Below are 26,602 nucleotides of genomic sequence, written 5' to 3'. Positions count from 1 at the left end.
GGGTTCGAATTCCTCTAGGAACACCAGTTGAAAAGTAAAAGACCTAGTTTTAGGTCTTTTTTTATTTCCAATAGATAAGGAATATAGTATATCTTGCAACTGATTATAGTATATTAACGCATTTATGTGCTACAAATGGAAATATATCAATTTATGTGGCACACGTGCATGTGCTACAATTATAAAATCTATTGCAAATGTAGCACACATGGTGTATACTAAATTCAGGTGATATTATGAGTATATTGAAAAGCGTATTAGAAGAAGAACTCGAGAGAAATTTGAGAAATCAGAAAAGTTATGAAGAAATATTATTAAAACTACCTAAAGGAAGTATATATATATCGAATCGGAATGGGAAAGAATATATGTATAGAAAGAATAGACTAGGTAATAAGATTATAAATGAGTACATTTGCTCTCTTAGTAATGTAGAAAAAGCTAATGAGGAAAGGCAAAAATCAGAGGAATATATTAGAGTTAATAACAATATACGTATAGCTAAAAACGAAGAGAAAAAATTGAGAAAGGCATTGAAAGCTTATGAAGATTAGTTACGAAGATAAATTGTTAGAAATCATAAAAGCTTTTGGAGAAAGTGGTATTCTCGAAAATGTGATTGTTATTGGTTCATGGGCGACATATTTTTATGTTAAGATTTTTGTTGGATTTATTCCATCAATAAGAACTCTTGATTTTGATTGCTATATACCAAAAACGAAGAATATCAAGGTTTTAAAGAGTGTTAGTGAAACTTTGAAACCAATCAATTTTGATCAGGTGTTTGATTCCGGGACAGAAAAATCAAAATTTATCTCACCAGATGGATTTGAGATAGAGTTTTTAGCAAAATTAAAAAGAAATCAAAACAACATAGTGAAAGTTGATTCGTTAGGAGTGAATGCTGAACAGTTGGGGAATTTGGAACTTTTTGATAAAGGTTTTATAACAGTCAATTTTGAAGGTTGCAATGTTAAAGTTGCTAGTCCATCAGCATATGTTTTGCAAAAAGTATTGATATCTGGTAAACGCTCGGAAGAAAAAAAACTAAAGGATTTGGAGTCAATTAATCTTGTATACAAAGAAATTGAAAAGGATGTAGTTCAACTTAATCAATTTAAGACTATTATCGCTTCTTTTGGATTAAAAAGACAAAAGGCGTATAGGAAATACTTGAATGATAATAGTGTAAGTTTTCCTGAGATATAAAAAAAAGTACTTTGATTTTTTCAGAGGTGCATATAAGAAATCTAATTCTTACACTACAGATAAAAGATTTGGATGTAGCTAGATTTTATTCATATTTTTAATCAAAAAGACCTTCTAAGGCATCGGTCGGGGGTTCGAGTCCCTCCCGGAATGCCAGTAAACAACTAAATAGTTAAACCATTTATTGTTTAGCTATTTTTAATTTGCAATAAAAGATAGTGTCCTAAATCGTTATTTACTTCACTTATATGAATATGGTAGTATTAGATTGGTTTACATTTATGAGAGGGGGAGTTACATGTTAATTAAAGAACTTAAGTATGAGAGTATAAATTTAGATAAGTATATAGATGATATGGAGTATAACTTGTCGTTTTTAGCAAACAATAATGATTTTGAGACTGAATTAAATGCTATTAATGAGATTGTCAAGATTAAGGCAAAGACAGATACTGCTATTGGTCTAGCAGTCTTAAGACACTATTCTGATACATCGGATGAATTTTATAGTGAGGTAATGAAGAGTCTAGATACAATTGGTTTTGAAATTGATAAATATGAGACTATTTTTGCTAAGAAACTTTTAGATTCAAAGCATCAAGAGGAAATTACTAATCTATTTGGAGAGTATTATTTACAGAAAGCACAAATTGCACAGAGAACTAGCTCAGAAGAAGTGAAGGAACTGCTAATTGAAGAAAGCAGACTTGTTCAGGAGCGTACTATTTTGATGTCTAAGTCACAAGTTGAGTTTAGAGGTAAAACATATACTATAACTCAAATGCCACAATTTACTACAAGTGTAGATCGTGAAACAAGAAAAGCAGTCAGATTAGCTATGTCGAGTTTTTTTGAGAATCAAGAAGAACATCTTGATGAACTTTTTGATAAACTAGTAAATGTTAGAACAAAAATAGCTCACAAACTTGGTTATGACAACTTTCTTGGATTAGGTTATGATCGTCTAAATAGAATTGATTACTCCCCTTCTGACTTAAAAAAATACTATAAGTTGATGGTGAAACATTTTGTACCATTGAACGAGAAGTTAGTTGATAAAAAAAAGAAAAGATTGGGGATAGAAGACTTTAAGTATTTTGATGAGGCTATCAATTTTGTTGATGGAAATCCAACCCTAAAAGGGAATGCTGAATGGATAAAACAACAAGCAATGAAAATGTATTCAGAGATGTCTAAAGAAACTGAGGAGTTCTTTGATTATATGATGTCATATGATTTGATGGATTTTGAGTCACGAGATAATAAAGTTGATTTTGGATTCTACATGTACTTTGACATATATAAATCACCATTTGTTTTTGGTAGTTTTAATGGTACCTCTGGAGATGTCAAAATTATTACTCATGAGACGGGTCATGCATTCCAAGCATTTATAGCAAATAGGATATCAAATCTTTATTATCCACTTCAAAGATGTACCCCAGACATCATGGAAATACATTCAATGAGCATGGAGCTTCTTACAATGCCTTGGATGGAACTATTTTTTCAAGAAGATGCTGATAAATATAGAAGCAGTCATTTGGAATCATCAATTGGTGCTTTGCTGAGAATCACTTTGTATGATGAGTTCTTACATATTGTATATGAAAAACCAGAATTATCGAAAGATGAAAGAAAATTATTGTACAAAAAACTGGAGGAGAAGTATTTTCCATCCTTAGATTATGATACTAATGAATTCCTAAAAAAAGGTACAAATTGGTATCGAATTGATTTGCTATTCTCAGTTCCTTTTTATATGATAGACTATAATATCTCTCAAATGGTTGCGTACCAAATATATGCTATATCTAGAAAAGACCACAACAAAGCTCTGTCTAAATACTTTGATTTATGCAAAATGGGTGGAAAATTCTCATTATCAGAGTTACTTAGAAAGGCAGAATTGAATAGTCCTTTTGATAATGAAACGTTGATTAAGATAGTCGAGGAAGTAAGTAATCAAATAGATAAACTGGAAGATATAATAAATATGTAGTTCAAAAAGGCCTTCTAAGCCATCTGTCGGGGGTTCGAATTCCTCCCGCAATGCCATTTTAAAGTAGATAACCAAGCCGTTAATAGGTTTGGTTATTTTTTTCTAGATTAATGCAAGATTATTTATAGAAGATGTTTCCTCTTTATAAAGAATTTCAAATATGCTACAATTAAAATATAGTTGACATCTCAGATTACTGATTTGTCAGCTTTTTATACTATTTAAGGGAGATAGGATGTTCAAGGAATCGTAATTATAATAATTCTAACAATAGAGCTTTGATTAATTGAAATGAAAGGAGGTTCAAATGCTTGTAACCGATAGAGAAGTATATGAGAATGTTAAAGAATTAATCTCAGTTGGAAAATACAATCAAGCATATAAAATATGTAAGTCACACCATTGTAATGATAAAACATTAGAGGCAAAGATTAATTGTGCTAAATACATATTAAGATGCATTTCATCCTTTTCTGATATTGAGACGACATCCTTTAAATGGATTACATCATTGAAAAAAGAAAGTTATGTACCATTAAGAGAATACAAACGAGAAATAAATTTGAATTTCATGGCAAATCAAATAAATGAAATTAGAAATTTATTCGATTTACAATAATATCAATTGTTGTAACAGCAAAAGAAGTAGATTTCTACTTCTTTTTGATTAAAAGAAATCTTCTAGAAACAGTTTGGTTAGAGTTCCTCCAGAAATGATATTAAAAGCGAAAAAAGACCTTCTAAACCATCGGTCGGTGGTTCAAATCCTTCCCGGAATGCCAGTTAAGAACTAAATAGTTAAGCCATTTATGGTTTAACTATTTTTAATTTCCCTAGATCGATGGTGTTATACTAGATTTTACTTGATTATTGGATTATGATATAATTTAACTTGAAGGAGATGGTAAGGTGAAAAAATACGTATTTTTACTTCTAATTGTGCTTTCATCTAGTCTTTTTGGATGTGAGAATATCTTCAATGACGAGATTGTAACTTTAGAATATAGTTTGGAGGAACTTATTCCAACTATGGAAGGTGAGGAAATATCGGTTGATGAAGGGCTGCTACATAGTGATTTAATTGATAATGAATTTTATGTTGGTGTTTATACAAATGAATTTCAAGAGCAGGGAACAACATACACTTATAAACGATATATATCACCAAGAAGAGAGTTTTTAATTCATCTTAATGATGTTAGTGAGTTAATATATGAGAACTTTGACTTAATAAGTGATATATTTGAGGATCCAAATGATATAGGTCATATTGTTATCAATAATGATTTAGGAATATTATCCATTTTACCGAAGGACACATCATCTTTAACTACAAAAAACTCAGTAGTTTTATCTCTACCAGAGGAGTATATTATATTTGATGATGAGTATGATACTTGGCATGATGAGTTCACTGTTAATTATGAAAATGCAACTGGATTTAATTTTAGAGATATTATAATTTCCCAATTTAATATTGAGTATTCTGCTGAGTCTATGGACACGTTAGAATTCTATAGTTGGATTGTATTTACATGGTTAGAAAATGAGTTTACATTTATAGATGTTGTTATTGAAAAAACATCTGAATCGGAGAATACAAGATATCTTTATATTGATTCAGATGCATCAAGATTACTAATAGGACATCAAGGAAGTAAGGGTAACTTCACTTCAAATGAAATTCCATTAATAATTGAACGTGTATATGGTGATAAAGTATATCCTACTGATTACTTACTTAAAACGAATACAGATAAAACTGATAATAGTATAAGTGTGATTTTCTATCAAACTAGGTAACACATAGTTCCTAAAGCACCTTGATCCCATGTATGGAATCCCCAACCATCGGTCGGGGGTTAGAATTCCTCCCGGAATGCCATTATAAAGCAAAGAAGCCCTTTGGGCTTTTTTTATTTTATACCTTTTTCACAATGCCATAGGTGGGGGGAGCATTGGTGCTCATTGGTTATTTACTGCCCTCCTTTTTTATGCTAAAATATATAAGGAAGGTGATGCTTTATGAAAAAAATATGGATATTATCTATTTTACTATTATTAACTTCTTGTGGTAACTCTATCAAAGAAGTTACTTTTTTTGAATTTCTTGAGGATAGTGGATGGAATTGCTCGTTTGTAGAGTGTGAATACAGTTCTAATGCAAATAACTCTGAAACTATAGGGGGAACAAGATTAGATACTATCGATTCAATTGACTTTATTTATCACTTAGAAGAAAATTATTTTAGTGCTACATATTCCAAAGAAGTTACCGGAACAGACGAATCATTAGGCAATACCTTAGGTATTGAGGAGACAATTCTTATAACGTTTTATCCAGATTCAGGTAATGTTACTGCAAAAGCTGAATTAGATTATTACACAGCTGGATTTCAAACAATCTATAATACTGCAAATATATCTGTGAATATATTAGAAGATACTTATGAGTGTGATAGAGCTGATGGTGTAGATGATTGGTGTGGAAGTTTTATAGATACTGTGGTAACACATGTTGATTTCATGTTAGAACTCAGTAATACATACCATGAGGAGTACTAAGATTAGAATTTATAAGTTATGGTATATCCAAAATAAGATTATATAATATATTTTCATAAATTTTGATGTAATTTATAATCCAAATAAACTTTAAGAAGTGTAAAAGTTGATTTAAAAGACCTTCTAAGCCATCTGTCAGGTGTTTGGATCTCATAAGGCACTAAAAAATAAAATAAAGTTAATCCAATTATGGGTTAACTTTTTTTATCGAAGTCTTTTCACAGATCAAAGTAACTCAGGTTATTATATCAACTTCACATCTTGACTTATGCAATTCTATATGGTACTGTGTGGTATATAGTACTGTGTTACGACTTGTAGTTAAGAAATATGGAATTATTTCATAACTTATCTACATCTATGTAGCAAAAAAAAATAAGAAAGAGGAAAAAAAGTATGAACGAAGTAAAGGGTAAAATAATCATTTTAAACGGTGTCTCAAGTTCCGGTAAAACAACAATTTCCAAAGAACTACAAAAGGAAATGGAGGAACATTACTTTTGGGTAGCTAATGATACTTTTTGTGATATGAGTTCAAGTAAACATTGGAAGCAAGATTGGATAGCTATAATTAATGAAGCTTTAAATGGTATGATATATACAATAAAATCGTTTTCTGATTTAGGTTATAATGTCATAGTAGATCAGGTATTTCTTAATAATGAATCACAAGGTACAGTACTTCAAAAGTTTGTAGAGGTATTACACAACTATCCTGTTTTATTTGTAAGAGTAGACAGTTCATTAGAGGATTTACGAAAAAGAGAAATTGAACGAGGAAACAGAAGAATAGGACAAGCTGAATCCCAATTAAATATTGTTCATAGTCATCAAATTTATGATATAGCGATTAATACAAGCGAGAAATGTCTCGAGGATAATGTGCAAATAATAAAATCTGAGCTAAAAAACAATACGAAACATAACGCATTTTTCGATTTGTACAAGAAATATCAAGAAATAGATAGTGTTTATTAATATATATAGATGCAATTCATAATATAGGTCTTCTTAGCCATCGGATGGGGGTTCAAATCCCTCCTAGAATGACAGATAAGAACTAAATAGTTAAGCCATTTATGGTTTGACTATTCTTTATTTACCTAGACTGATGGCGTTTTGGGTCTTTGTTTTAACGCATGAATTTTATGTTATAATAATATAGAAGGAGAGGGTGTTATGGATTTAACAATACTAAACATAATTGGATTATCAATATTCATTGGATTGCCCTTGTTTTTCTCTAGATTGAGAATTTTGAAGAATGAGAGAGAGACCAAACTTATATATATTCAATCTTTTATCTTATTAATATATGTAGTGTTAATTACTTTAGGACAATATATTAATATAAGAAATACTGACATATATATGACTGAGTATATTGTTTATTTTTGGATTGGCTATTACTTTGTTATTGATCCACTTATAGTCTATGTATTTGTTTTCTTACAAAACAGGGAAATGGATACTACTTTTTTGTTGTATTTTATCAAGTCTACACTTTGGACTTTCATTTGGACAACAATTGCAGTTATATTATTTGTTACTTATGTTTTTTCAAGTGGAGCACTTCTAGTATGATTATTACTTAAAATTATTGGTATAGATGAGAATTAGATCTTATAAGACATCGGTCGGGGGTTCGAATCCCTCCAGGAATACTAATTAAAAGCAAAACCCCTCAATTGAGGGGTTTTTATTTCTTGTTTTTCTTCTTAAATATACTACTTTTAATTGTATTGAAATGTTCTTTTATTTCATTTTTTTGTCTTTTAGCATTTTCTTGACGTCTCGCTTTTTTCTTACTAGAACTTTTCTCCTTGTTTATACTGGCAAGCGATTCAACAAGTTTCTCATGTTCACTAAATTCTTGAGTGCTAATCGTAAGTTTATTTGAAATAACTTGTAAAGGTACATCTACCATTCCAAGAATATTTCCCTTAAAATCACCAACATCTTGTAATTTCCTTAAGAATTCTGTATCTTTGTCTAACGCAATTGTGAATAGAGTAACATACTCGGAAACAAAAAATCTAAGAAATTCTACCATGATTTGAATAATTAAAGATATTGAAGAGAATACAATTAGTGCATAAGCAATATCAGTTCCACCATGACGAATAATTTCAATCATATTCAATGCTAGCATTGAGCCATTCACAACATATTTGAAGATCCTAAAAGTTTTCTTTACTGTTTTAACGTTGCCATTACTTTTGTTTCGATAATTGGCTAGGAAATAGATGAATGCTATTGTTGATAAAGCCAAGAGTAATGTGTAAATAATCAAGTAAGTAAGATTTACTAAGTTTGTATAAATTGAATAGCCATAGTAGGCAAAGAATATTGCTTGAACTACAATTGTTGTCCAGTACAGGACTTTCTCAATATCTTTGATAAGCTTACTCGTTATTCCAAGTGTTCTGTGAAAAATCATTTTATAAAAACCCCTTCCATATTTAGAAATTCATTATGTGAATAAATCCCTTTGCTTAATATTATACATCATATGAATGTTTTAGACTATTTTAATTTATTCTTATATAGTGCTATATACTATGCTCCTGATGAAGTTCATTTCTAAATTGATAATTTTAGAGATTACTCCATTTAGACTTGAAAATATATCTAAAGACTTATAATATAAAGTAGATACAGTGAATATGAAAAGATAAAGCAAAGTAACGAAATAATAATGTTATATAAGGAGTGGTGGAATGATTGTATATCTAGATCCTAAATTAGTAGGTAAGGATAATTTTAATACATTAGTAGAAAGGTATCCAGAAATTGAGTTTGTCACTAATATTGATAGAAAGAATGAAATAGAGGTTCTGATTCCTTTTAATCCTAACTATGTAATGGGAATCAATGTCTTAGAGTATCCTAATTTGAAATGGATTCAATATTTTTCCGCAGGATTTGATGGTGTAGATTTATCACATCTAAAAGCTAATGGTATATTATTCAGTAATGCCCAAGAAATTTACTCAAAGGCAATTGCTGAAGATGTGTTTTCAAAAATACTATTTTTTAATCGGTCTTTCAAACACTATCTCCAGTCGATGAAGGAAAAGAAATGGCAGCCAATTCCAAATCACATTGAATTAACCAATTCAACGGCACTTATTTTGGGAGTAGGTTCTATTGGCAAAGAACTAGCTAAACGTTTTAAAGCTTTTGAAATGACAGTAATAGGGTATAGAAGAAATGCAAAAAAAGAAGCTAACTTCGATAAAATAATTACATTAGATACAGACTTAAATACAGAACTATGCAATGCTGATTACGTAATTTTAGCATTACCATTAAATGAAGAAACTGAATCTATGTTTGATAAAAGTAAACTTCAATTAATGAAGAAAGATTCGTTATTAATCAATGTTGCAAGGGGTAAGATAGTAAATCAGGATGATCTATATCATACTCTTAAAAATAAGCAAATCAGAGGAGCGGGTTTAGATGTGTTTGATCCAGAACCGTTACCTAGCAATAATCCATTATGGGAATTAGATAATGTTTTTATTACTCCTCATAATGCATCATCAAGTATATATATGCAGGATAGATTACTAAGTTTAATCATTATGAATCTAGATCTATATTTAGATAATAAAGCAGTAAACTATCAAATAGTTTAAGACTAATGATTAAAGAAGGAGATGAGAACTATAAAAAATTGGAGTTTGGATAAGAAAAACAGATTTGTTAATGCTTTTCTTATTGTGATTGTTTCAATATATATAATTCATTCTATTTTTGAGTCTGTTACACTATATAACTGTATTGAATGTAGTGCACCATGGCATGTTGCATTATTGTTTACCACAGCAATATACGCAATCCCAATTATCATTTTGATTGGATTGAAAATTTACTTAAAGATAATTAGGAGAGTGTAAATGAATAATAGTATAGGTAAATTAATGTATCTTATAATCTATACATTTCTAGCTGGATGTTTATTTGTGATGTCTATTTTAGGAAGTATTACTGGTTATTTGCTTTTAGCAGTAATTATTGCATTTACCATGAGTATAGTAGGGACTTTCTTTATGTACCTAAGAGTAAGGAAGGAAATAAAGCTGAATTCCGATGTTTATTCTAAGAAATCTAAACTATAAACTTCAGTCGGGTGTTTTTAACATCAAAGTAATTGAGTAAAAGATCAAAGTCCAGAAATGGACTTTTTTTGTTATAATATATCTTGGAGGTGGAACTATGAAAAAAAACACGATAAGAGTAATGATAGGTATATTAATCCTTTTGGTGATTTTGAATCTACCTATAATATCTATAAATCATAATGTTAGTTCTAATGATTATAGTAACTGGATGAAAGAATCTATTAAAGACAATGAGAAAGTAACTGAAATACATATGCTTGGAGCACATGATGCTTTTTCTAATGAAATCAATATTTTTAGTAAACCTGATTTATATGCAGATAGTATTGTGAAAGGTTTTACGGGTACATTATTAAAAGGATTTCTTGTAAGACAATCTATTACTCAAACAGCGGATGTTGATGAGTTATTAAATGGTGGAGTAAGATATTTTGATGTTAGGTTAAGCTATGATAATGAAGAATGGTATACGAAACATAATTTCATATCAAGTGAGTTTGAAAAAATTGCAAACTCGATTACCTCGTACTTAGATGAAAATAATGGAGAGATTCTTATTCTAGATTTTCAACATGTTGATGGTATCGATTATGAAAGTAACGAGGACTATCAATTATTTATTGATATGTTAGATATTTATGGATTACTTGAACATAGTTATTATAATAGTAATGATTCGTTATCTAATACAACCTATAGAGATGTAACGAGTAATAGAACTAAAACCAAAATAATTATTGTTGATAAATTTACACCTGAATTAAAAGTGACATATAATTATGAAACAACAATTAGATCAACTTGGGCAAATAATGATGATTTTGAAGCAGTAGTGGACCTCTTAAAAGCAGAGTCGATAGAAATTGAAAGCAATCCTGAACTAAATCAATACTTGCGAGTAATGCAAGCTGTAACTACAATGCAAATGGATGGTAAAGGAATCTTAAATGGAATAAAGACATGGTCATTAATTGAACGTGCTGAGAACTTCAATAGTTACTTAATTAGTCATGATGATTTTAATGAAATATTTGAAGAATTACCAATAATAATGGTAGATTACTCGAATAGTAACAATGCAGATTTCTTAGATTTGATAATGGATGAGATAATCAGTTTGAACTCAGAATAACGTTTGAAAGTTATATAAGAAAATCAAAGTTGGTAAAGTATGGATAAGTATAGAGTGTTTTGTTTTGCACTTTTAGCAATCATGTTTATAGTTTCTATAATAATGATTTTTTCAAATGATATTTGTGTTTTAAGTATCTTCTATTTCGTTTTTGGGTTTATTGGAATAATTGAGAATATTATTTTCTTTAGAAATAATAGATTTAATTAAGTCTTACTTTTACATTTAATAACAATTATATCCAATAGAAAGAATATTTACAGAGTAATTTTGCTATGTTAAAACGTTTACTGAAGGAGTGGATAAAAGATGGAGAAGAAAGTGCTTATCTTGTGGTTTTTATTTTTAGTTTTAAGCAGCTTACTATTATATTTATGTTTAACAAGTAGTTATGTGTATTATGAGGAAGGAACAATGACTATTCTTGAGTATAGTTCATATTTACATATTTTTATTATTATATCTCTTGTGACTTCAATGATTAGTTTGATTACTTTTAGTTTTTATTCACTAATTAAAGGTCCAGATGGCAAAAAAACAATAGCAGTATGGATCCTTTGTTTACCAATTCTTGGAATAGGATCTGCTATTTTCTCTTATTTTCAGGAAAGCATGACTTTTAGCTCGAGACTTAAGTACGGTCTTGGTGTCCGATTCATAAATGCTAATAGTGATTTATATCCAAATGAATTAGAAGCCCTGGATATCATTAGCATTGGAAATAGTTTAAAGTTTGATATCGGATTTTACTATGTTTTATTATTTCTATTATTAAGTGGAGTCTGGCAAATTTGTGTAATTAAGTTTCTTTGGCCTTATATTCAAAAAATTTCAAGATAGATTTCTATTTTGTTATGATAAGTATAGTAGGAGTTACTGTGATACAATATTAATAAGTAGTAATGATTGATATTATGAGAGGAGAGAAATAATGAATTATTTATGGGGCAGCTTGATGTTGCTGATAGGGGTACTAATGTTCTTAGGTGCAATGATGAAAAGTGAGTTTATACTTTATCGATTAATCCACGCAAGAGCGGAGAAGATGTGGGGAGATAATGCTCATACTTTCTTAATGATTTCAGGGTTAATCGTCGCCGGTTTAAGTTCAATGTTTTTTCTGAATGTCTGGGGATAAAAGAATATTATGGAATGAATTAGAAAAAAAGTCCAAAATGGACTTTTTTATTTTTTATAGATTAATCTGACAGTATCTAAATTATGTTATTTAGTACATCAGGGAAAAATGTTGATACTACTACAAAGGCAAGTATTATGAAAAAGATTGCAGCAATTAGTTTTTTACCTGATACAAGTTCTAGTCCAGCTATTCCCGCTAGAGCATAGATTAGATATTGTTGAACAAGATTAAAGTAACCAAAGATTTCATCCATTCCTTCGAATGTAAATCCAACAAGAGCTTGAACATTTTTTAAAGCATATAATAAAATGATTATAAAACCTAAAACAGAACCAATAACACTATAGAATTTTTTCATGATTTCCTCCTTGAGATTTATTAACTTTATTATAGTTAATAAATCAATGATTTTCAAGGAATTACATAGATATGAGATATAAGCAGGAAATTAGAATTGTTCTTTATTTGAAATATGTTACAATTAAACTAGGATAAATATCGGGAGGAATAAGAATGAAAAAACTTTTTGCTTTATTTTCAGTTTTAATTTTATCAGGATGTTCAATTGGTGGAATATTTTCAAAAGAACCTGAATTATTTGTAAATGCTGTTGATTTAGGGGTAGTTTATGATGATGATGAAGTAGCAGCAACTGCTGATTACAATGAAAAATATATTCAAGTAACTGGTGTAGTTAGTTATATTAGTACTAACGAAGATGAAGTTACTATTCAACTATATGGTGGGGTAATTTGCTTAGTTACATCAAAAATTGATGATGTTAAAGATGTTATACCACATAATAAAGTTGTTTTAAACGGAACTGTCGAAGGTCTTGATAGTGATGGAAACAAAGTAGTTATTAATAAGTGTAAATTGGAAGAAGTAATAACTGAGGTGGAGATAACAACAACCTCTTTAGAAGTTGCAGGTTTAGATATTGAAGAGATAGGATATAAGGTAATAGAAATAACTGGTGTAATCCAAGAAGTTGAGACATATCGTTTTAGTGGATGGGGACTAGTTACTGATCATGAAGAGGGTAGTCTAAATATCGTCTTTGAGTATGGTGAAGATCTATCTGGATTTGAAGCTGGAGATACCGTAACTATTATTGGGGTAATTGTTCCTTATTATGATTTCGTTTCTCCAACGAAGTATCGTATCTACAACGGAAGAATTGAAGAAATTATACCTGTGAATTAAATAAAAAAAAAGTCCATTTATGGACTTTTTTATTCAACTGGTGGTGCGTAATCGGTAAATGTACAAACACCTGCAACAAATGTTGCATCTATATAATCTCTTACAGTACCGGTACTGTCAACTGCTGATTGGACGATACCTAACATTCCTTCATCTTGTAAGACATCATTAGAGTAAAACTCATATACAGTGTCATCTTTATAGATATACTTAAATGTATCTCCTTGTGGACATACTGCAACGATTGCATCATCAGGAATCGTTGGTTCTGAACCACCACATGATGTTAAAAACAGTGCGAGTGTGAATAAGAAAAATAGTTTCTTCATATTACTCCTCCTTATTATTTAATCATTGTGTTGATATACCTTTATTTTACATAATTGATGGGACAAATGCAATATTGATATATTCAGCTCTTAAAACTGTTTTAATGTTATAATAAGTAAGAAGGGAATGATTTGATGAAATGGATAATAAGGGGAGTTATTATTTTACTGTCTGCTATTACTGTACTTTTTTGTTTGAATGAAACACCTAGAGCAATGACTAATCCGGAAATCGAGTTGTTTGAAGTTGCTTATGAAAGTGATAGATATTCTATATATGAAAGAATATATGTCGATCCAGACAACTATTATACAATGCAAGGGTATTATATTGGATCAAAGGATGATCTTTGTATAACCGGAGCAAAAGAAAATCATATCTATATGGTTTTATATAAATCAAAGTTTTATATTTTATCAGAGGGAAATAAGTTTGGGGTTATAACAACAGATGTTTTAAGGGAAATCGGGATTTGTGATTGAAAATATGTTAAAGGGAATGGGTAATCAGAGAAAGTTGAAGACATTATAAATACTGGATTACATTTAAGATACGATGTAGGTTTATTTGTCGTATAAATACTATTGATTATAATACTAGTTACACAATTAGTGTTTGCCATAAGATATAATAGAATCATTGAATTAGATTAAGGGGGTATTTTTATGAATTATGAAACCAAACTAGGAATTAGAGTAGGAGCCTTTATTTTAGATATGCTTGTTATTTCAGCAATAAGTTCTTTATTAACTAATTTAGGTCTAGGTGTAGAATATGAGGTTTTTCCTGGAGTAGTTATTAAAGATCTAACCATTTGGCAAAGCTTCTTGCTTTATGCAATATACTTTGTTGGTTTTGCTGTATTTAATAATGGAATCACTGTAGGTAAGATGGTAACTAATTTAAAAGTTAAAGATGTAGGTTATAATGAATTACCACAAAACAAAATAATATTTAGAGAAACTATTAAGGCAATTTTAATGCCGATTTCTTTCATATCATTTATTGTTGCGGTTTTACGTGAGGATAATAAATCTATCCATGATATGATTTTTGATACTGTGGTTGTAAAAGAAGTGAAAGATATCCAGGATCCTTATAATATAAAAGGAAAACGAGATATCAAAAGTGTTTTTAAAGAAAACACTTTTGAAGATTACCAAAAATCAAACCAAAAAGCACAACCCAGAAAATCAGAAAGACAGTTCAATGTACCTGATGATGAGTATTATGATGATCCGGCAGATAACGATGTTACTCCTGACAATGAGGACGACAATTATTACCAATAAAAGACAATATTTACCTTTTATTGTGATAGTATTGTGAAAATATTTGGATTATCAAATAAATGTGTTAAAATTGATTTGAAGATAATAAAAAGGAGAATAAATTATGGATTATAAATTTAAACAAGATGTTAGCAAAGATGATTATGTATCTTTCGTTACTAATCATATGAAACAAAGTTTTATTAAACCTTTAAATGTAATTTTATTCACAGTGAGTATTGGATATTTAATGATCAGCCCATTCTTAATGGCAGCTGAAGATAGAAATTATACATTCACGTTTATTGGTGTTGGATTAATGTTATTATTAGTCGCTTTGGTAATCTTTAGTAAAAAAGCTGCTGAAAGACAATATGATAAATCAGAAGGTGGATTCAGTATGGAATACGAGATTACTGATGATGCATTAATTTATATTGTTAATGAAGGTAATATCTCTAAACAATGGTATGAATTCTATAGTGTAAATGAAAATGAAGACTATTTATATGTTTATGTTAATAAGCAAAGAGGGATGTTAATTATCAAGAGTGCTTTAAGCGGGGATGCTTTGAGATTTATAAAAGATAAATTAAGAGCAAACATAAAACCAAGGAAAGTAAAATTAATCGACTAAACTACTCAATTTTGAGTAGTTTTTTTTTAGATAATCTAGGAAAAGTAAGGTTATTATGATAAAATAAAATGGAAGAAATTACTTGGGAGGACAATTATGACTAATATCTTATGTATGGACAATAGTGATACAATTAGAAAAATCGTTATGGACTGTGTTTTAGATTTAGGATTTAATTTTTTTGAGGCAGAAAACGGTCGAGAAGGACTCGAGAAACTCAAAGAAGTTAAAGATTTAAAAATGATTATTCTTGATTGGAATATGCCAGTAATAAGTGGGAAAGAGACATTGATAAATATTCGTAATATGGAAGAATATAAAGATGTCATTGTTTTAGTTTTAATTAAGATAGAAAATAAAGACCAAGTAATGGAAGCTATTGATTTAGGAGCTACTAATTATATGTTGAAACCATTCAGCGTTAACAACTTACAAAATAAAATAGAGGAATTAATAAATGATGCAGTGTAAGCTGCATTTTCATTTTGAGGTGATTTGATGGATATAGAGATTTATGATAATGGTATAGAAAAGGAAGATTGTATTGATGTTCCTTACCGAACTGCTTGTAGAGGAATTGTTATAAAAGATGATAAGTATTTAGTAGTACACCTTTTAAAACATGATATAACTACCTTTCCTGGTGGGGGTTTAGAAGAAAACGAAACATTAGAGGAATGTGTTGTTAGAGAAGTATTAGAAGAAACAGGGATATTGTGTAAAGTTATTAAAAAGAATATTAGTGTAACTGAATACTTTATCGATAGTAAATGGACTAATGTCTATTTTACTTGTGACTTTGTTAAAGATACTAATCAAACTAACTTAGTTCCAGAAGAAGTTGAATTACAACTTGTTAAAGAATGGAAAACTTTAGATGAACTACTAGATATCTTCGAAAACAATATGACAAAACATGAATATGGTCCAAATATCCATAATAGAGAATTCTTAGGACTTATCAACAGTATTTAAGGAGGGGTATTATGTCTTCAATGAATTTAACTAAAAGTAAGTTTATGGAATTTATTAGGTGTAATAGATATCCTGCTTTAAATAAGATTCATAAACGCAAAGATTTAGATGATGCCGAAAAAGATAGATTTTATGATCTGATAGATACATTAGAAAACTTTGATTTTGACAATGAAGATTTCTTAGAACCGGATTTAGAACATTTAGAAGTAATGATGCCATATTATAATGAGGTTGAAGTTCTTGCTGCTCGTAAAGTTATGAGCGAATGGCAAGGTGAAACCCAGTACGGAACTAAATTTGGTACACAAAAGCTTTTTATGAGAGATCATAAAAGCTTTAATTTAATGTGTTATGTCGATATTTATAATAAGGATAAATCACAAATCAATATTATTGAAGTTAAAGCAACGACTTCAAATAAATATATGAGTATGGGTTACCGTGTTCAAGGTGATTTAATAAGTATATTCTATAAGGATGACAACGGAATCATTAAACTAAAAGAAGAACAAGATCCTTCCTGGTTAGATGATCCTAAATATATGAAGAAAAGACAAAGACTTTTAGATAGATTTACAGGTGAAGGTGTGTATGTATATGACCTTGCCTTCCAAAGATTTGTCATTGAAGAAGATATTCAAGATGCAAAATACTATTTAGGTGTTTTAAATCATGAATACGAGTTTGATGGAACTTATTTTGAAGGTGAACCAGTTTATACTAATGAAAGTAGTTGTTTTATTGATTTAACTAAAATTACTAAAGAGTTACTGCCAATAATCGAACGAGATATTGACTTAGTAATTGAAAGAATCATCAATGATGATGAATCTCGAGTGCATTTAGGTAAGCACTGCCAATTAAAAAAACAAAGACAGTGTATATATAAGGATATATGTTATGACAAATTCCCTAAAAAAAATAGTATCATGATGTTTACTGATAAACATCATGGATTTAAAGATGAAGAAGGAAATAAATACGATATATGGGATTTGATTCAAGAAGGTAATTATGCAATGACAGATTTATCTCATGATTTAATGAATAGAAGGAATAATCAAATTCAAAGAGATTGTGCAATTACTCATAAACCGTTTTATGATTTTGAGAAAATAAGACAAGGCATTGAAGTATTGCAATACCCTATCTATCATTTAGACTTTGAATCCTTCCCTTGTCCTTTACCGAGGTTTAAAGGAGAAAGAGCATATATGCAAAGCTTATTCCAGTTCAGTCTTCATATCGAAAGAACGCCTGGGGTATGTGACAAGGAAAAAGATCACTTTGAGTTCTTAGCCTATAATCATGAAGACACTAGAGAAGAATTAGTTCAGAAACTTTGTGAGTACATTCCTGATGACGGGGGTAGTGTTCTTGTTTATAACCAAGCATTTGAAAAAACAAGAATCAAAGAGTTAGCTATATTCTTTCCTGAATATAGTGATAAACTTCATAATATTAATAGTCGCTTATTCGATTTAATGCATATCATAAAAAACAATACAAAAATGTATGAGAGTTTAGGGTTTGATACCGACAGAGCTAAAGCTTGGAATTATTATAGCGAAGACCTATATGGAAGCTTTAGTATCAAGAAGGTGCTACCTATTTTTAGTGACTTAAGTTATCAAGATATGGTTGTTGGAAACGGAATGGCTGCTGTCTATGCTTATGCCGGATTTCATAAGCTGAATCCTGAAGAGTTAAAAGACATCAGAACTGCCTTAACAGAGTATTGTAAACAAGATACTTGGGCTATGGTAGAGATATTAGATGAATTAAGAAAGATATAAACACTTTTGGTTTACAAAAAGTGTTATTATGTTATAATGAATTGTTAAAAATTATTAGGAGGAACAATAATGGCTAAAATTGATCAATTATCAGGTAGCAAAGTACGCATTGAAATCGAAGTTTCAGCAGAACAATTCGAGCACGGATTAGCACATTCTTTTGAAGCAATAAAAGAAGATGTTGAAGTTAAAGGTTTTAGAAAAGGAAAAGTTAGTAGAAAAGTATTTGAACAACATTATGGTGTTGAATCATTATATGAAGAAGCAATTAACCACGTATTACAAGAAACTTACATCGGAGCAGTTACTGAAAATAATCTTGAGGTTGTAGCTCAACCAAAAATTGATTTAGATATCACAAAAGTTGAACAAGGTAAAGGATTTACATATGTTGCTGAAGTTGCAGTTAAACCTGTTGTTACTTTAGGTGAATATAAAGGATTATCTATGCCTAAGCAAAGTACAGAAGTTAAAGAAGAGCAAATTGAAACTGAATTACAAAAATTATTAGAGCAAAATGCTGAATTAGTTCTTAAAGAAGAAGGAACATTAGAAAATGGCGACACAGCAATCTTTGATTTTGACGGATATGTTGATGGAGAACCATTTGAAGGTGGGAAATCAGAAAATTATGAATTAGCAATCGGTAGTGGACAATTCATCCCTGGATTCGAAGAGCAAATGATTGGAATGGCTTTAGGAGAAGAAAAAGACTTAAACGTTTCATTCCCTGAAGAATACCAAGCAGAAAACTTAAAAGGTAAAGATGCAATTTTCAAAGTAAAATTACATGAAATGAAAGTTCGTGAATTACCTGTAATGAGTGATGAATTCGTTAAAGATCTTGAAAAAGAAGATATTAATACTGTTGAAGAATTAAAAGCAGATACAGTTAAGAAATTAGAGGAAAGTGTTGAAGCACAAAACAAAAGTGCAAGAGTTGATTTCGCAGTATCAGAAGCAACTAAAAATGCTAGTTACGAATTACCAGAAGAAATGATTGAAGAAGAAAAAAATCGTTTAGTAGATAATGTAAAGCAACAAGCAAAACAATACAACTTAGAATTAGATACTTATCTACAATTCAGTGGAGTTACTAAAGAAGATTTCGAAGCAAACTTATTAAAAGATGCTGCAAGAAGTATTTCTTATAACTTAGTAGTAGAAGCTATTGGTAAACAAGAAGAAATTACTGCAACTGAAGAAGAAAGAGAAGTTAAATTCGAAGAAATTGCTAAACAATATAACATGGGTATTGAACAAGTGAAAGCTGCTATTCAAGCTTATGCTGTTGATAGTGAAATTATTTATGCTAAGACTATTGATTTCTTAGTTGAAAGTATCGTATTTGAAGACTAAATAAACTTAAAACTCAACATGATCAAATGTTGAGTTTTTCTTTTACTTAATTTCTATTCTCTATAGGACATATGTATCATAAAACAAAATAAAAGGATCAATGCAACGAAACTACACGGCTCATTTAGGCCGTTTTTAAATACTTTGATAATCAAAACTTATTTAGAATCAATCTAAAATAGAATGTATATATAGTGAACATTTGTGCAAGAAAGGAAAATAAGTTTACAAAATTATCGCCTCTAGTGCATACTTAAGACATGAAAAAAGCGTTTACAAAAAAGCGCAAAAAAAAATAATTTGGAGGTTAACAAATGGATTTTATTCTTGAATTTTTCCTTGGATTTATTAACAAATTCTTAGGACAAGCACCATTATTATTAGGTATCGTTGTATTCGTTGGGTACATGTTACTTAAAAAGAAATGGTATGAAGCATTAGCTGGATTTATCAAAACTTATGTAGGATTTAAAATTTTACAAGTTGGTACTGGGGGATTAGTTGGAACATTCCGTCCAATTATTGAAGCACTAACTGCAAAATTTAATGTAACTGCATTAGTAATTGACCCATATTATGGGCAATCAAGTGCAACAGAAATGTTAGACACTGTAAGTAGCTTACAATATGTAGGATATGTTATGCTTATTGCGTTCTTACTAAACATCGTTTACGTTGGATTTAGAAAGTACACAAAAATCAGAACTTTATTTATTACAGGTCACATTATGTATCAACAATCAGCTGTTATCTTATGGGCTCTTTACTGGGTAATCATGGGTGTTACAGGTGAACCTGCTGGTATCGGGGTTGTTATCGTTTCAGGTTTATTGATTGGTACTTATTGGGCAGTTGCTTCGAACTTAATTATCGAAGCTACTAACGAAGTTACTGATGGAGCTGGATTCACTGTAGGACATCAACAAATGTTCGGTGCATGGATCGCTTATAAAGTTGCTGGTAAAATTGGTAACCCAGAGCATGACGTTAATGAAGTACATATGCCAGGTTGGTTATCTATCTTTAATGATAATGTTGTATCTAACGTTTTAATCATGACTGTGTTCGTAGGAACTTTAATGTTCATTATCGGACCTAGTAACTTTGATTTTAACCATGATAAATATTACTTTGTAACATATGTATTTGAAAGAACTGCTTACTTCGCAGTATATATTACAATCATCTTAACTGGTGTTAGAATGTTCGTTGGAGAGTTAACTAACTCATTCCAAGGTATCTCTGATAGATTATTACCAGGTTCTGTTCCTGCTGTTGACTGTGCTGTTACATTCGGATTTAGTCCAAATGCACCTGCATACGGATTTATCTTCGGATTCTTCGGACAAATGTTAGCAATCGGATTCTTAATCTTAATTAACAGTCCTATTTTAATCATCGCTGGATTCATCTGCTTATTCTTCGATAACGGTACTTTAGCTGTATTCGCAAATAAAGCTGGTGGACGTAGAGCTGCTGCTATAATTCCATTCTTCGCAGGAATCATCCAAGTATTAGGATCTGCTGCAGTATTAATGGTATTAAAAGATTCACCACTAATCGTTGGTTGGATGGGTATGTTTGACTGGGCAACTGTATGGGCTGGAACTGTTTTATTAACAGATATGATCGGAATTATTGTTCCTATCGTATTAATCCCATTAATGTTAATTATCCCACAATTACAATACAGAAGACATAAAGAAACTTACTTCACAACAATGAGAGAAGAAAAATAATTAGATAACTACAAATTATAGTGAAATCCCAAGATTAAATTTGATCTTGGGATTTGCTATTTCAAGAGGTGAATGCAATGATAAAAATGGTCGTAAGTGATATGGATGGAACATTATTAAATAGTAACTTAGAAATATCACAGAAAAACCTAGATGCGATAGAAGGTTTAAGAGAAAAAGGGATTAGATTTTGTATAGCTACAGGTCGCCCTGAGCAATTAGTGAAAGAATACATCGAACCTTTAAACATGAAAGATCCAATGATTATGTATAACGGTAGTGTTATTGGACATCCTTTTCAGGATGAAAAACTGTATGATTTAAAGCTAGAGAAGAAAGATATCAAAGAGATTATTGAATATTGTGAACTAAATGATATTATCTATATGCCTTATACAAAAGATATGATCATTAGTAAACCTAACTACCGTGTTGAGTTTTTCCAAAACAGAAATGAAAAACTAGCAGACAAAAACAAATGTATTTTTGAAGATATAAGAGATATTGATGATATTGTGAATAACCACAGTATCAACAAAGTACTATTAATCGAGAATGATCAAGAGAAGTTTGAAAAAACAAAAGAATTAGTAGCAAACTATTCACAATTTGAAATTGCGAGTAGCCAAAAAGGATTTATTGATATAAATCCAAGAGGAGCTTCAAAAGGAAATGCTTTGAAAGTATTAGCCAAACACTTTGGTTATACTTTAGATGAAATTGTGGTCTTTGGAGACCAAGATAACGATGTTAGTATGTTAGAAGTTGCAGGTGTAAGTGTAGCGATGGCTAATGCTAGTGAGAATGCAAAAAATGCTGCCGATCATATTACAAGTAGTAATAACGATTCAGGTGTAGCTGAATGGATAAATAAAAACTTATTGAAGTGAAATTTTGTTCACTTTACGATATATTGTTTACATATGTTCACTATTATAATAAAATGTAACTGTAGATAAATAACAAGAGGAAATAATAAGGAGTTGTTAAAAATGATCGATGGTTTTAACTTAACTAAAGAATTAATTTGCTTTGAAAAAGGCTTTGAAAATTGGGAAGATGCTATTAAAGCATCAAGTAAAGGACTACTAGAACAAGGATTTATTAAAGAGTCTTATGTTGATAGTATGATCGACAGTGTCAAAGAATACGGTCCTTATATCGTAATCGCACCAAACATTGCTATGCCTCACGCAAGACCTGAAGCAGGAAGCAATAAAGTAGGATTTAGTGTAATGTTATGTGAAGAAGCTGTCGGATTCTCTAAAGCTCCTGAACATCAAGCTAGGTTATTTGTAACCTTATCTTGTGTTAACGCTGATACACATTTGATGATGTTACAAGCATTAGTAGGAATTCTTGGAGATGATGATAAATTCCAAAAAATCTTAAATTCAACAACTAAAGAAGAAATTTTAGAAATATTCGAATAATTAAAGGAGAAAAATAATGGCGAAAATTGATAATATAACAAGAGAATCTTGGATATTAAGTACATTCCCTGAATGGGGTACTTGGTTAAATGAAGAAATAGAAAATGAAGTAGTAAAACCTAAATCAGTTGCTTTATGGTGGTTAGGTTGTACTGGTATGTGGTTGAAATCAGAAGGTAACACAAATATCTTATTAGATTTATGGGTTAAAGCAGGTAAAAGAACACAAAAAGTAGCACAAATGAAAGATTGGCATCAACATACAAGAGCTGTAGGAGCTAAAATTACTCAACCTAACTTACGTAACGTTCCTGTTGTAATTGATCCATTCCAATTAAAAGAATTAGACGCAGTTATGTCAACACATGATCATGGAGATCATATTGATGAAAACGTGGCAGCTGCAGTAATGCAAAATCATCCTGGTGTACCATTTATTGGTCCAAAAGCTTGTACTGATTTATGGAGAAGCTGGGGAGTACCAGAAGCAAGATTAAAAACTGTACGTCCTGGTGATAGTGTTAAAGTAGGAGACGTTAATATCGTAGTTTTAGAATCATTCGATAGAACTGAACTTGTTACAGCACCTGAAGGTATGGTATTAAAAGATAAACAAGTTAGAGATATGGATGATTTAGCTGTAAACTATCTATTTGAAACAACAGGTGGAAATGTTTATCACAGTGGAGATTCACATTACTCAAACTATTATGCAAAACACGGAAAAGATCATAAAATCGATGTAGCTCTAGGTAGCTTCGGGGAAAACCCAATTGGTATGACTGATAAAATGACAGCAATGGGTATTTTAAGAATGGCTGAAAGTACACAAACTGACGTTGTTATTCCTATCCATCATGATATCTGGAGTAACTTCCAAGCAGATCCAAATGAGATAATGGTATTATGGAATATGCGTAAGAAAAGATTACAGTATAAATTTACACCATTTATATGGCAAGTTGGAGGGAAATTCGTTTATCCTCAAGATCGTTTAAGAGAAGTTTATATGCACCGTCGTGGATTTGAAGATGCATTTGAAAATCCAAACGACTTACCTTTCAAATCTTTACTATAATAAAAAGAAGAAAAGGAGATATGAATTATGTTAAAAGTCTTAGCAGCATGTGGTAATGGTATGGGTTCAAGCCAAATCATTAAAATGCGAATTGAACAAGTTTTAAAAGCAATGGGATTAGAATTTAAAGTAGATCACGCAAGTGTTGGAGAAGCAAAAGGACAGGCAAAAAACTATGATTTAGTATTAGTTGCTCAACAACTAGTAAAAGAGTTTTCAAATGTTCCTGAATCTTGTAAAGTCGTTGGATTAATTAACTTATTAAGCGCTCAAGAGATTGAGGCAAAAGTTAAAATAGCATTAAATTTATAATACATAATAAGCGACTAAAAATGCAATTTTTAGTCGCTTAAATTTTACTAAAAAAATAAGAGGAGAAAATAAATATGAAATTACCATTATTACAAGTAGCATTAGATGAAACAAGTTTAGAAAACGCTGTGAAAAGTGTTAAGCAATATGGACACATTATTGATATTGTAGAAGTAGGAACAATCCTTCACTATGCTGAAGGTGCAAAAGCGGTTAGTGTTTTAAGAGAAATGTATCCTAATAAAATCTTATTAGACGATATTAAAGGTGCAGATGCTGGTAAAACATTAGCAGAAATCTGTTTTGGTGCTGGTGCTGACACAATGACAGCTATTTGCTCTGCAGACGTAAATACTATGATCGCTATGAAAAAAGTTGGAGATTCATACGGTGAAGGTAAAGATGTGCAAGTAGAATTATATGGAGATTGGACATTTGAACATGCTCAAAGCTGGTTAGATGCTGGTTTATCACAAGTTGTTTACCATAGAAGTAGAGATGCTGAATTAGCAGGACAAAAATGGGGACAATCAGATATCGATAAAATCGCTAAGTTAATTGAAATGGGAATCAAAGTTACAATTACTGGTGGATTAAACGTTGAGGATTTAGAATTATTCAATGGTTTAGCAATTCACGGTGTAATTGCTGGACGTAGTATCAGAGGAGCAAAAAACCCAGAACAAGCAGCGAAAGATTTTAAAGCAGAAATCGCTCGTATTTGGGGATAGTATTGAAATTACAAGAAAATAAAATTGGAATTTATGAAAAAGCAATTCCAAATGCATTTGATTGGGAACAAAAAATTAAAGTAGCTAAAGCTGCTGGGTTTGATTTTATAGAAATTAGTGTTGATGAGAGCGATGCTCGTTTAGCAAGACTTGAATGGACCAAAGAAGAACGTCAAAACTTAGTAAAATTACTAAAAGAAAACGAATTTCATTTACAATCAATGTGTTTAAGTGGCCATCGAAGATTTCCTTTTGGAAGTAAAGATGAAGCTACAAGAAATAAAGCACATGAAATCATGGACAAAGCGATAGAACTAGCGCTAGATCTCGGGGTAAAAAATATTCAGCTTGCTGGGTATGATGTATATTATGAAGAGAGCACAGTTGAATCTTTAAACCTTTTTAAGGAAGGATTAAAGTATAGTGCTAAAAAAGCAGAAGAAAATAACATTATGTTAACAATCGAAATAATGGATACTTGGCTTTGTGGGACTATCTCACGAGCTATGGAATTCTGTAATTATGTCGGTAGTGACAATTTAAAAGTGTATCCTGATTTAGGTAATTTAACACAATGGACAGATGATCCTTGTCATGAGTTAACTAAAAACATAGATAACATTGAGGCAATTCATTTAAAAGATACAAAACCGGGGGTTTTCAAATGTGTACCATTTGGAGAAGGTAGTGTATTATTTGGTGAATTGTTCCAAACATTAAGAAATCTTAATTATAATCGTCCCTTCTTAATCGAAATGTGGGCAGATAATGATAGAGAATATACTTTTGAAGAGAGTGTTAATGAAATAGCTGAAGCTAAAAAATGGCTATATAATAGGATGTGAGTTAAAAAATGTTAGAAAAACTAAAAGAAGCAGTTTTTAAGGCAAATTTAGAATTAGTAGATCAAAATTTAGTAATTTATACTTGGGGAAATGTATCAGGTTATGACCCTGAAAAAAAATTACTTGTTATTAAGCCAAGCGGTGTAAGTTATGATATAATGAAGGCTAGTGATATGGTCGTTGTAGATTTAGATGGGAACGTAGTTGAAGGTAAAATGCGTCCTTCTAGTGATACACCAACACATGTAGCTTTATATCAAAAATATCCTGAATTAAGAGGAGTTGTCCACACTCATAGTGAATGGGCGACAAGTTGGGCTGAAGCAGAAAGAGATATACCTGTTTATGGAACTACTCATTGTGATTACTTTTATGGTGACATTCCTTGTACAAGACAATTAACTAAAGAAGAAATCGAAGGTAAATATGAATACAATACAGGGTTAGTTATTATTGAAACCCTTAAAAATAGAAATATCAAAGCTTTAGAAGTACCAGGGATCAATGTTGGTCATCACGGACCATTCACTTGGGGAACAAGCCCTGTTGATGCAGTACATAACGCAAAAGTAATGGAAGAAGTTGCTAAAATGGCGTACCGTGCTGAAAAAATCAATCCTCAAGCTCGAAAAGTTTCACAAGATTTATTGGATAAGCACTATTTACGTAAACACGGTAAAAATGCTTATTATGGCCAAAAATAAGATT

Annotated in this window: 33 protein-coding genes; 30 read left to right on the top strand and 3 right to left on the bottom strand. The window is 30.5% G+C overall.

Annotation, left to right across the window (positions count from 1 at the left end):
• The first annotated feature begins 236 nt into the window (after nucleotides 1-236).
• The 8 genes from KQ51_RS06825 (at nucleotide 237) to KQ51_RS06790 (ending at nucleotide 7,360) form a co-directional block, all read left to right on the top strand.
• Nucleotides 237-554 carry a hypothetical protein gene (locus KQ51_RS06825; RefSeq protein WP_038470585.1) on the top strand — a complete coding sequence of 106 codons (318 nt, stop codon included), beginning with the start codon at nucleotides 237-239 and terminating at the stop codon, nucleotides 552-554.
• On the top strand, nucleotides 544-1,209 hold the full coding sequence (locus KQ51_RS06820; protein WP_038470582.1) for a GSU2403 family nucleotidyltransferase fold protein: 666 nt from the start codon (nucleotides 544-546) through the stop codon (nucleotides 1,207-1,209). The genes KQ51_RS06825 and KQ51_RS06820 overlap by 11 nt, the downstream gene beginning before the upstream one ends.
• Before the next feature lie 298 nt (nucleotides 1,210-1,507).
• Nucleotides 1,508-3,211 carry a M3 family oligoendopeptidase gene (locus KQ51_RS06815; protein ID WP_052609323.1) on the top strand — a complete coding sequence of 568 codons (1,704 nt, stop codon included), beginning with the start codon at nucleotides 1,508-1,510 and terminating at the stop codon, nucleotides 3,209-3,211.
• Between the two features lie 307 nt (nucleotides 3,212-3,518).
• Complete coding sequence (locus KQ51_RS06810) at nucleotides 3,519-3,830, top strand: hypothetical protein (RefSeq protein ID WP_038470579.1); 312 nt, start codon at nucleotides 3,519-3,521, stop codon at nucleotides 3,828-3,830.
• Nucleotides 3,831-4,120: 290 nt separating this feature from the next.
• A complete protein-coding gene (locus tag KQ51_RS06805; RefSeq protein WP_038470576.1) occupies nucleotides 4,121-5,014 on the top strand; it encodes a hypothetical protein in 894 nt (297 codons plus the stop codon).
• A 222-nt stretch (nucleotides 5,015-5,236) separates the two neighbouring features.
• Complete coding sequence (locus KQ51_RS06800) at nucleotides 5,237-5,776, top strand: hypothetical protein (RefSeq protein WP_038470573.1); 540 nt, start codon at nucleotides 5,237-5,239, stop codon at nucleotides 5,774-5,776.
• 375 nt (nucleotides 5,777-6,151) lie between these two features.
• Entirely contained in the window at nucleotides 6,152-6,754 is a 603-nt protein-coding gene (locus KQ51_RS06795) for a phosphotransferase-like protein (RefSeq protein ID WP_255350831.1), read from the top strand.
• A 201-nt stretch (nucleotides 6,755-6,955) separates the two neighbouring features.
• The gene (locus KQ51_RS06790) at nucleotides 6,956-7,360 is read left to right on the top strand and encodes a hypothetical protein (protein ID WP_038470566.1); all 405 of its coding nucleotides are present in this window, start codon (nucleotides 6,956-6,958) and stop codon (nucleotides 7,358-7,360) included.
• Nucleotides 7,361-7,475: 115 nt separating this feature from the next.
• On the opposite strand, the gene KQ51_RS06785 is transcribed toward KQ51_RS06790, so the two are convergent.
• Entirely contained in the window at nucleotides 7,476-8,216 is a 741-nt protein-coding gene (locus KQ51_RS06785) for a hypothetical protein (RefSeq protein WP_038470563.1), read from the bottom strand.
• A 280-nt stretch (nucleotides 8,217-8,496) separates the two neighbouring features.
• Here KQ51_RS06785 and KQ51_RS06780 point away from each other — a divergent pair, with 280 nt between their 5' ends.
• From KQ51_RS06780 to KQ51_RS06755, 6 genes are all read left to right on the top strand, one after another.
• Entirely contained in the window at nucleotides 8,497-9,420 is a 924-nt protein-coding gene (locus KQ51_RS06780; RefSeq protein ID WP_052609321.1) for a D-2-hydroxyacid dehydrogenase, read from the top strand.
• 21 nt (nucleotides 9,421-9,441) lie between these two features.
• Nucleotides 9,442-9,681 carry a hypothetical protein gene (locus KQ51_RS06775; protein ID WP_038470560.1) on the top strand — a complete coding sequence of 80 codons (240 nt, stop codon included), beginning with the start codon at nucleotides 9,442-9,444 and terminating at the stop codon, nucleotides 9,679-9,681.
• Complete coding sequence (locus KQ51_RS06770) at nucleotides 9,682-9,903, top strand: hypothetical protein (protein ID WP_038470556.1); 222 nt, start codon at nucleotides 9,682-9,684, stop codon at nucleotides 9,901-9,903.
• Between the two features lie 97 nt (nucleotides 9,904-10,000).
• On the top strand, nucleotides 10,001-11,038 hold the full coding sequence (locus tag KQ51_RS06765; RefSeq protein ID WP_038470553.1) for a hypothetical protein: 1,038 nt from the start codon (nucleotides 10,001-10,003) through the stop codon (nucleotides 11,036-11,038).
• A 309-nt stretch (nucleotides 11,039-11,347) separates the two neighbouring features.
• Nucleotides 11,348-11,878, top strand: a complete 531-nt coding sequence (locus KQ51_RS06760; protein WP_038470550.1) for a hypothetical protein — start codon at nucleotides 11,348-11,350, stop codon at nucleotides 11,876-11,878.
• 91 nt (nucleotides 11,879-11,969) lie between these two features.
• The gene (locus KQ51_RS06755) at nucleotides 11,970-12,176 is read left to right on the top strand and encodes a hypothetical protein (protein WP_038470547.1); all 207 of its coding nucleotides are present in this window, start codon (nucleotides 11,970-11,972) and stop codon (nucleotides 12,174-12,176) included.
• A gap of 76 nt (nucleotides 12,177-12,252) precedes the next feature.
• On the opposite strand, the gene KQ51_RS06750 is transcribed toward KQ51_RS06755, so the two are convergent.
• Nucleotides 12,253-12,537, bottom strand: coding sequence for a hypothetical protein (locus KQ51_RS06750; protein WP_038470544.1), 285 nt, complete (start codon nucleotides 12,535-12,537; stop codon nucleotides 12,253-12,255).
• 155 nt (nucleotides 12,538-12,692) lie between these two features.
• Between KQ51_RS06750 and KQ51_RS06745 the strand changes: the two genes are divergently transcribed.
• Nucleotides 12,693-13,385 carry an OB-fold protein gene (locus tag KQ51_RS06745; RefSeq protein ID WP_038470541.1) on the top strand — a complete coding sequence of 231 codons (693 nt, stop codon included), beginning with the start codon at nucleotides 12,693-12,695 and terminating at the stop codon, nucleotides 13,383-13,385.
• 29 nt (nucleotides 13,386-13,414) lie between these two features.
• Here the strand turns inward: KQ51_RS06745 and KQ51_RS06740 are convergent, their stop codons facing one another.
• Nucleotides 13,415-13,714 (bottom strand): hypothetical protein, encoded by a 300-nt coding sequence (locus KQ51_RS06740; RefSeq protein WP_038470538.1) that lies wholly within the window; start codon nucleotides 13,712-13,714, stop codon nucleotides 13,415-13,417.
• Nucleotides 13,715-13,849: 135 nt separating this feature from the next.
• Between KQ51_RS06740 and KQ51_RS06735 the strand changes: the two genes are divergently transcribed.
• From KQ51_RS06735 to KQ51_RS06665, 15 genes are all read left to right on the top strand, one after another.
• On the top strand, nucleotides 13,850-14,197 hold the full coding sequence (locus KQ51_RS06735) for a hypothetical protein (protein WP_038470535.1): 348 nt from the start codon (nucleotides 13,850-13,852) through the stop codon (nucleotides 14,195-14,197).
• A 183-nt stretch (nucleotides 14,198-14,380) separates the two neighbouring features.
• On the top strand, nucleotides 14,381-15,007 hold the full coding sequence (locus KQ51_RS06730) for an RDD family protein (RefSeq protein ID WP_038470532.1): 627 nt from the start codon (nucleotides 14,381-14,383) through the stop codon (nucleotides 15,005-15,007).
• A gap of 103 nt (nucleotides 15,008-15,110) precedes the next feature.
• Nucleotides 15,111-15,623, top strand: a complete 513-nt coding sequence (locus tag KQ51_RS06725) for a YcxB family protein (protein ID WP_038470529.1) — start codon at nucleotides 15,111-15,113, stop codon at nucleotides 15,621-15,623.
• A gap of 96 nt (nucleotides 15,624-15,719) precedes the next feature.
• A complete protein-coding gene (locus tag KQ51_RS06720; RefSeq protein WP_038470526.1) occupies nucleotides 15,720-16,094 on the top strand; it encodes a response regulator in 375 nt (124 codons plus the stop codon).
• A gap of 27 nt (nucleotides 16,095-16,121) precedes the next feature.
• On the top strand, nucleotides 16,122-16,598 hold the full coding sequence (locus tag KQ51_RS09485) for an NUDIX hydrolase (RefSeq protein ID WP_052609319.1): 477 nt from the start codon (nucleotides 16,122-16,124) through the stop codon (nucleotides 16,596-16,598).
• An 11-nt stretch (nucleotides 16,599-16,609) separates the two neighbouring features.
• Nucleotides 16,610-18,397 (top strand): DUF2779 domain-containing protein, encoded by a 1,788-nt coding sequence (locus tag KQ51_RS09480; protein ID WP_052609317.1) that lies wholly within the window; start codon nucleotides 16,610-16,612, stop codon nucleotides 18,395-18,397.
• A gap of 69 nt (nucleotides 18,398-18,466) precedes the next feature.
• On the top strand, nucleotides 18,467-19,756 hold the full coding sequence (tig, locus tag KQ51_RS06705; RefSeq protein WP_052609315.1) for a trigger factor: 1,290 nt from the start codon (nucleotides 18,467-18,469) through the stop codon (nucleotides 19,754-19,756).
• Nucleotides 19,757-20,070: 314 nt separating this feature from the next.
• Nucleotides 20,071-21,495, top strand: coding sequence for a PTS ascorbate transporter subunit IIC (locus KQ51_RS06700; protein ID WP_038470521.1), 1,425 nt, complete (start codon nucleotides 20,071-20,073; stop codon nucleotides 21,493-21,495).
• Nucleotides 21,496-21,572: 77 nt separating this feature from the next.
• Complete coding sequence (locus tag KQ51_RS06695) at nucleotides 21,573-22,385, top strand: Cof-type HAD-IIB family hydrolase (RefSeq protein ID WP_038470519.1); 813 nt, start codon at nucleotides 21,573-21,575, stop codon at nucleotides 22,383-22,385.
• 102 nt (nucleotides 22,386-22,487) lie between these two features.
• Nucleotides 22,488-22,928: a PTS sugar transporter subunit IIA gene (locus KQ51_RS06690; RefSeq protein WP_038470516.1), complete on the top strand. Its 441-nt coding sequence runs from the start codon at nucleotides 22,488-22,490 to the stop codon at nucleotides 22,926-22,928.
• Nucleotides 22,929-22,944: 16 nt separating this feature from the next.
• A complete protein-coding gene (ulaG, locus tag KQ51_RS06685) occupies nucleotides 22,945-24,006 on the top strand; it encodes an L-ascorbate 6-phosphate lactonase (protein WP_038470513.1) in 1,062 nt (353 codons plus the stop codon).
• Between the two features lie 27 nt (nucleotides 24,007-24,033).
• Nucleotides 24,034-24,318 carry a PTS sugar transporter subunit IIB gene (locus KQ51_RS06680; RefSeq protein WP_038470510.1) on the top strand — a complete coding sequence of 95 codons (285 nt, stop codon included), beginning with the start codon at nucleotides 24,034-24,036 and terminating at the stop codon, nucleotides 24,316-24,318.
• A gap of 74 nt (nucleotides 24,319-24,392) precedes the next feature.
• The gene (locus tag KQ51_RS06675; protein WP_038470507.1) at nucleotides 24,393-25,049 is read left to right on the top strand and encodes a 3-keto-L-gulonate-6-phosphate decarboxylase UlaD; all 657 of its coding nucleotides are present in this window, start codon (nucleotides 24,393-24,395) and stop codon (nucleotides 25,047-25,049) included.
• Nucleotides 25,050-25,051: 2 nt separating this feature from the next.
• The gene (locus tag KQ51_RS06670; protein ID WP_038470504.1) at nucleotides 25,052-25,894 is read left to right on the top strand and encodes an L-ribulose-5-phosphate 3-epimerase; all 843 of its coding nucleotides are present in this window, start codon (nucleotides 25,052-25,054) and stop codon (nucleotides 25,892-25,894) included.
• An 8-nt stretch (nucleotides 25,895-25,902) separates the two neighbouring features.
• On the top strand, nucleotides 25,903-26,598 hold the full coding sequence (locus KQ51_RS06665; protein ID WP_038470501.1) for an L-ribulose-5-phosphate 4-epimerase: 696 nt from the start codon (nucleotides 25,903-25,905) through the stop codon (nucleotides 26,596-26,598).
• Nucleotides 26,599-26,602 lie beyond the last annotated feature (4 nt).

Source organism: Candidatus Izimaplasma bacterium HR1 (assembly GCA_000755705.1).
GTDB lineage: Bacteria > Bacillota_I > Bacilli_A > Izemoplasmatales > Izemoplasmataceae > Xianfuyuplasma.
The sequence above is the reverse complement of the archived record's forward strand: the minus strand, read 5'-3'. Positions and strand labels throughout refer to the sequence as shown.

Coding starts and splice junctions, on each gene's coding strand:
- KQ51_RS06810 (WP_038470579.1), top strand. CDS start 3,519: ATGCTTGTAACCGATAGAGAAGTATATGAGAATGTTAAAGAATTAATC.
- KQ51_RS06750 (WP_038470544.1), bottom strand. CDS start 12,537: ATGAAAAAATTCTATAGTGTTATTGGTTCTGTTTTAGGTTTTATAATC.
- KQ51_RS06735 (WP_038470535.1), top strand. CDS start 13,850: ATGAAATGGATAATAAGGGGAGTTATTATTTTACTGTCTGCTATTACT.
- KQ51_RS06730 (WP_038470532.1), top strand. CDS start 14,381: ATGAATTATGAAACCAAACTAGGAATTAGAGTAGGAGCCTTTATTTTA.
- KQ51_RS06785 (WP_038470563.1), bottom strand. CDS start 8,216: ATGATTTTTCACAGAACACTTGGAATAACGAGTAAGCTTATCAAAGAT.
- KQ51_RS06740 (WP_038470538.1), bottom strand. CDS start 13,714: ATGAAGAAACTATTTTTCTTATTCACACTCGCACTGTTTTTAACATCA.
- KQ51_RS09485 (WP_052609319.1), top strand. CDS start 16,122: ATGGATATAGAGATTTATGATAATGGTATAGAAAAGGAAGATTGTATT.
- KQ51_RS06700 (WP_038470521.1), top strand. CDS start 20,071: ATGGATTTTATTCTTGAATTTTTCCTTGGATTTATTAACAAATTCTTA.
- KQ51_RS06760 (WP_038470550.1), top strand. CDS start 11,348: ATGGAGAAGAAAGTGCTTATCTTGTGGTTTTTATTTTTAGTTTTAAGC.
- KQ51_RS06680 (WP_038470510.1), top strand. CDS start 24,034: ATGTTAAAAGTCTTAGCAGCATGTGGTAATGGTATGGGTTCAAGCCAA.
- KQ51_RS06720 (WP_038470526.1), top strand. CDS start 15,720: ATGACTAATATCTTATGTATGGACAATAGTGATACAATTAGAAAAATC.
- KQ51_RS06665 (WP_038470501.1), top strand. CDS start 25,903: ATGTTAGAAAAACTAAAAGAAGCAGTTTTTAAGGCAAATTTAGAATTA.
- tig (WP_052609315.1), top strand. CDS start 18,467: ATGGCTAAAATTGATCAATTATCAGGTAGCAAAGTACGCATTGAAATC.
- ulaG (WP_038470513.1), top strand. CDS start 22,945: ATGGCGAAAATTGATAATATAACAAGAGAATCTTGGATATTAAGTACA.
- KQ51_RS06800 (WP_038470573.1), top strand. CDS start 5,237: ATGAAAAAAATATGGATATTATCTATTTTACTATTATTAACTTCTTGT.
- KQ51_RS06725 (WP_038470529.1), top strand. CDS start 15,111: ATGGATTATAAATTTAAACAAGATGTTAGCAAAGATGATTATGTATCT.
- KQ51_RS06780 (WP_052609321.1), top strand. CDS start 8,497: ATGATTGTATATCTAGATCCTAAATTAGTAGGTAAGGATAATTTTAAT.
- KQ51_RS06695 (WP_038470519.1), top strand. CDS start 21,573: ATGATAAAAATGGTCGTAAGTGATATGGATGGAACATTATTAAATAGT.
- KQ51_RS06765 (WP_038470553.1), top strand. CDS start 10,001: ATGAAAAAAAACACGATAAGAGTAATGATAGGTATATTAATCCTTTTG.
- KQ51_RS06825 (WP_038470585.1), top strand. CDS start 237: ATGAGTATATTGAAAAGCGTATTAGAAGAAGAACTCGAGAGAAATTTG.
- KQ51_RS06755 (WP_038470547.1), top strand. CDS start 11,970: ATGAATTATTTATGGGGCAGCTTGATGTTGCTGATAGGGGTACTAATG.
- KQ51_RS06820 (WP_038470582.1), top strand. CDS start 544: ATGAAGATTAGTTACGAAGATAAATTGTTAGAAATCATAAAAGCTTTT.
- KQ51_RS06675 (WP_038470507.1), top strand. CDS start 24,393: ATGAAATTACCATTATTACAAGTAGCATTAGATGAAACAAGTTTAGAA.
- KQ51_RS09480 (WP_052609317.1), top strand. CDS start 16,610: ATGTCTTCAATGAATTTAACTAAAAGTAAGTTTATGGAATTTATTAGG.
- KQ51_RS06690 (WP_038470516.1), top strand. CDS start 22,488: ATGATCGATGGTTTTAACTTAACTAAAGAATTAATTTGCTTTGAAAAA.
- KQ51_RS06770 (WP_038470556.1), top strand. CDS start 9,682: ATGAATAATAGTATAGGTAAATTAATGTATCTTATAATCTATACATTT.
- KQ51_RS06790 (WP_038470566.1), top strand. CDS start 6,956: ATGGATTTAACAATACTAAACATAATTGGATTATCAATATTCATTGGA.
- KQ51_RS06745 (WP_038470541.1), top strand. CDS start 12,693: ATGAAAAAACTTTTTGCTTTATTTTCAGTTTTAATTTTATCAGGATGT.
- KQ51_RS06775 (WP_038470560.1), top strand. CDS start 9,442: ATGAGAACTATAAAAAATTGGAGTTTGGATAAGAAAAACAGATTTGTT.
- KQ51_RS06815 (WP_052609323.1), top strand. CDS start 1,508: ATGTTAATTAAAGAACTTAAGTATGAGAGTATAAATTTAGATAAGTAT.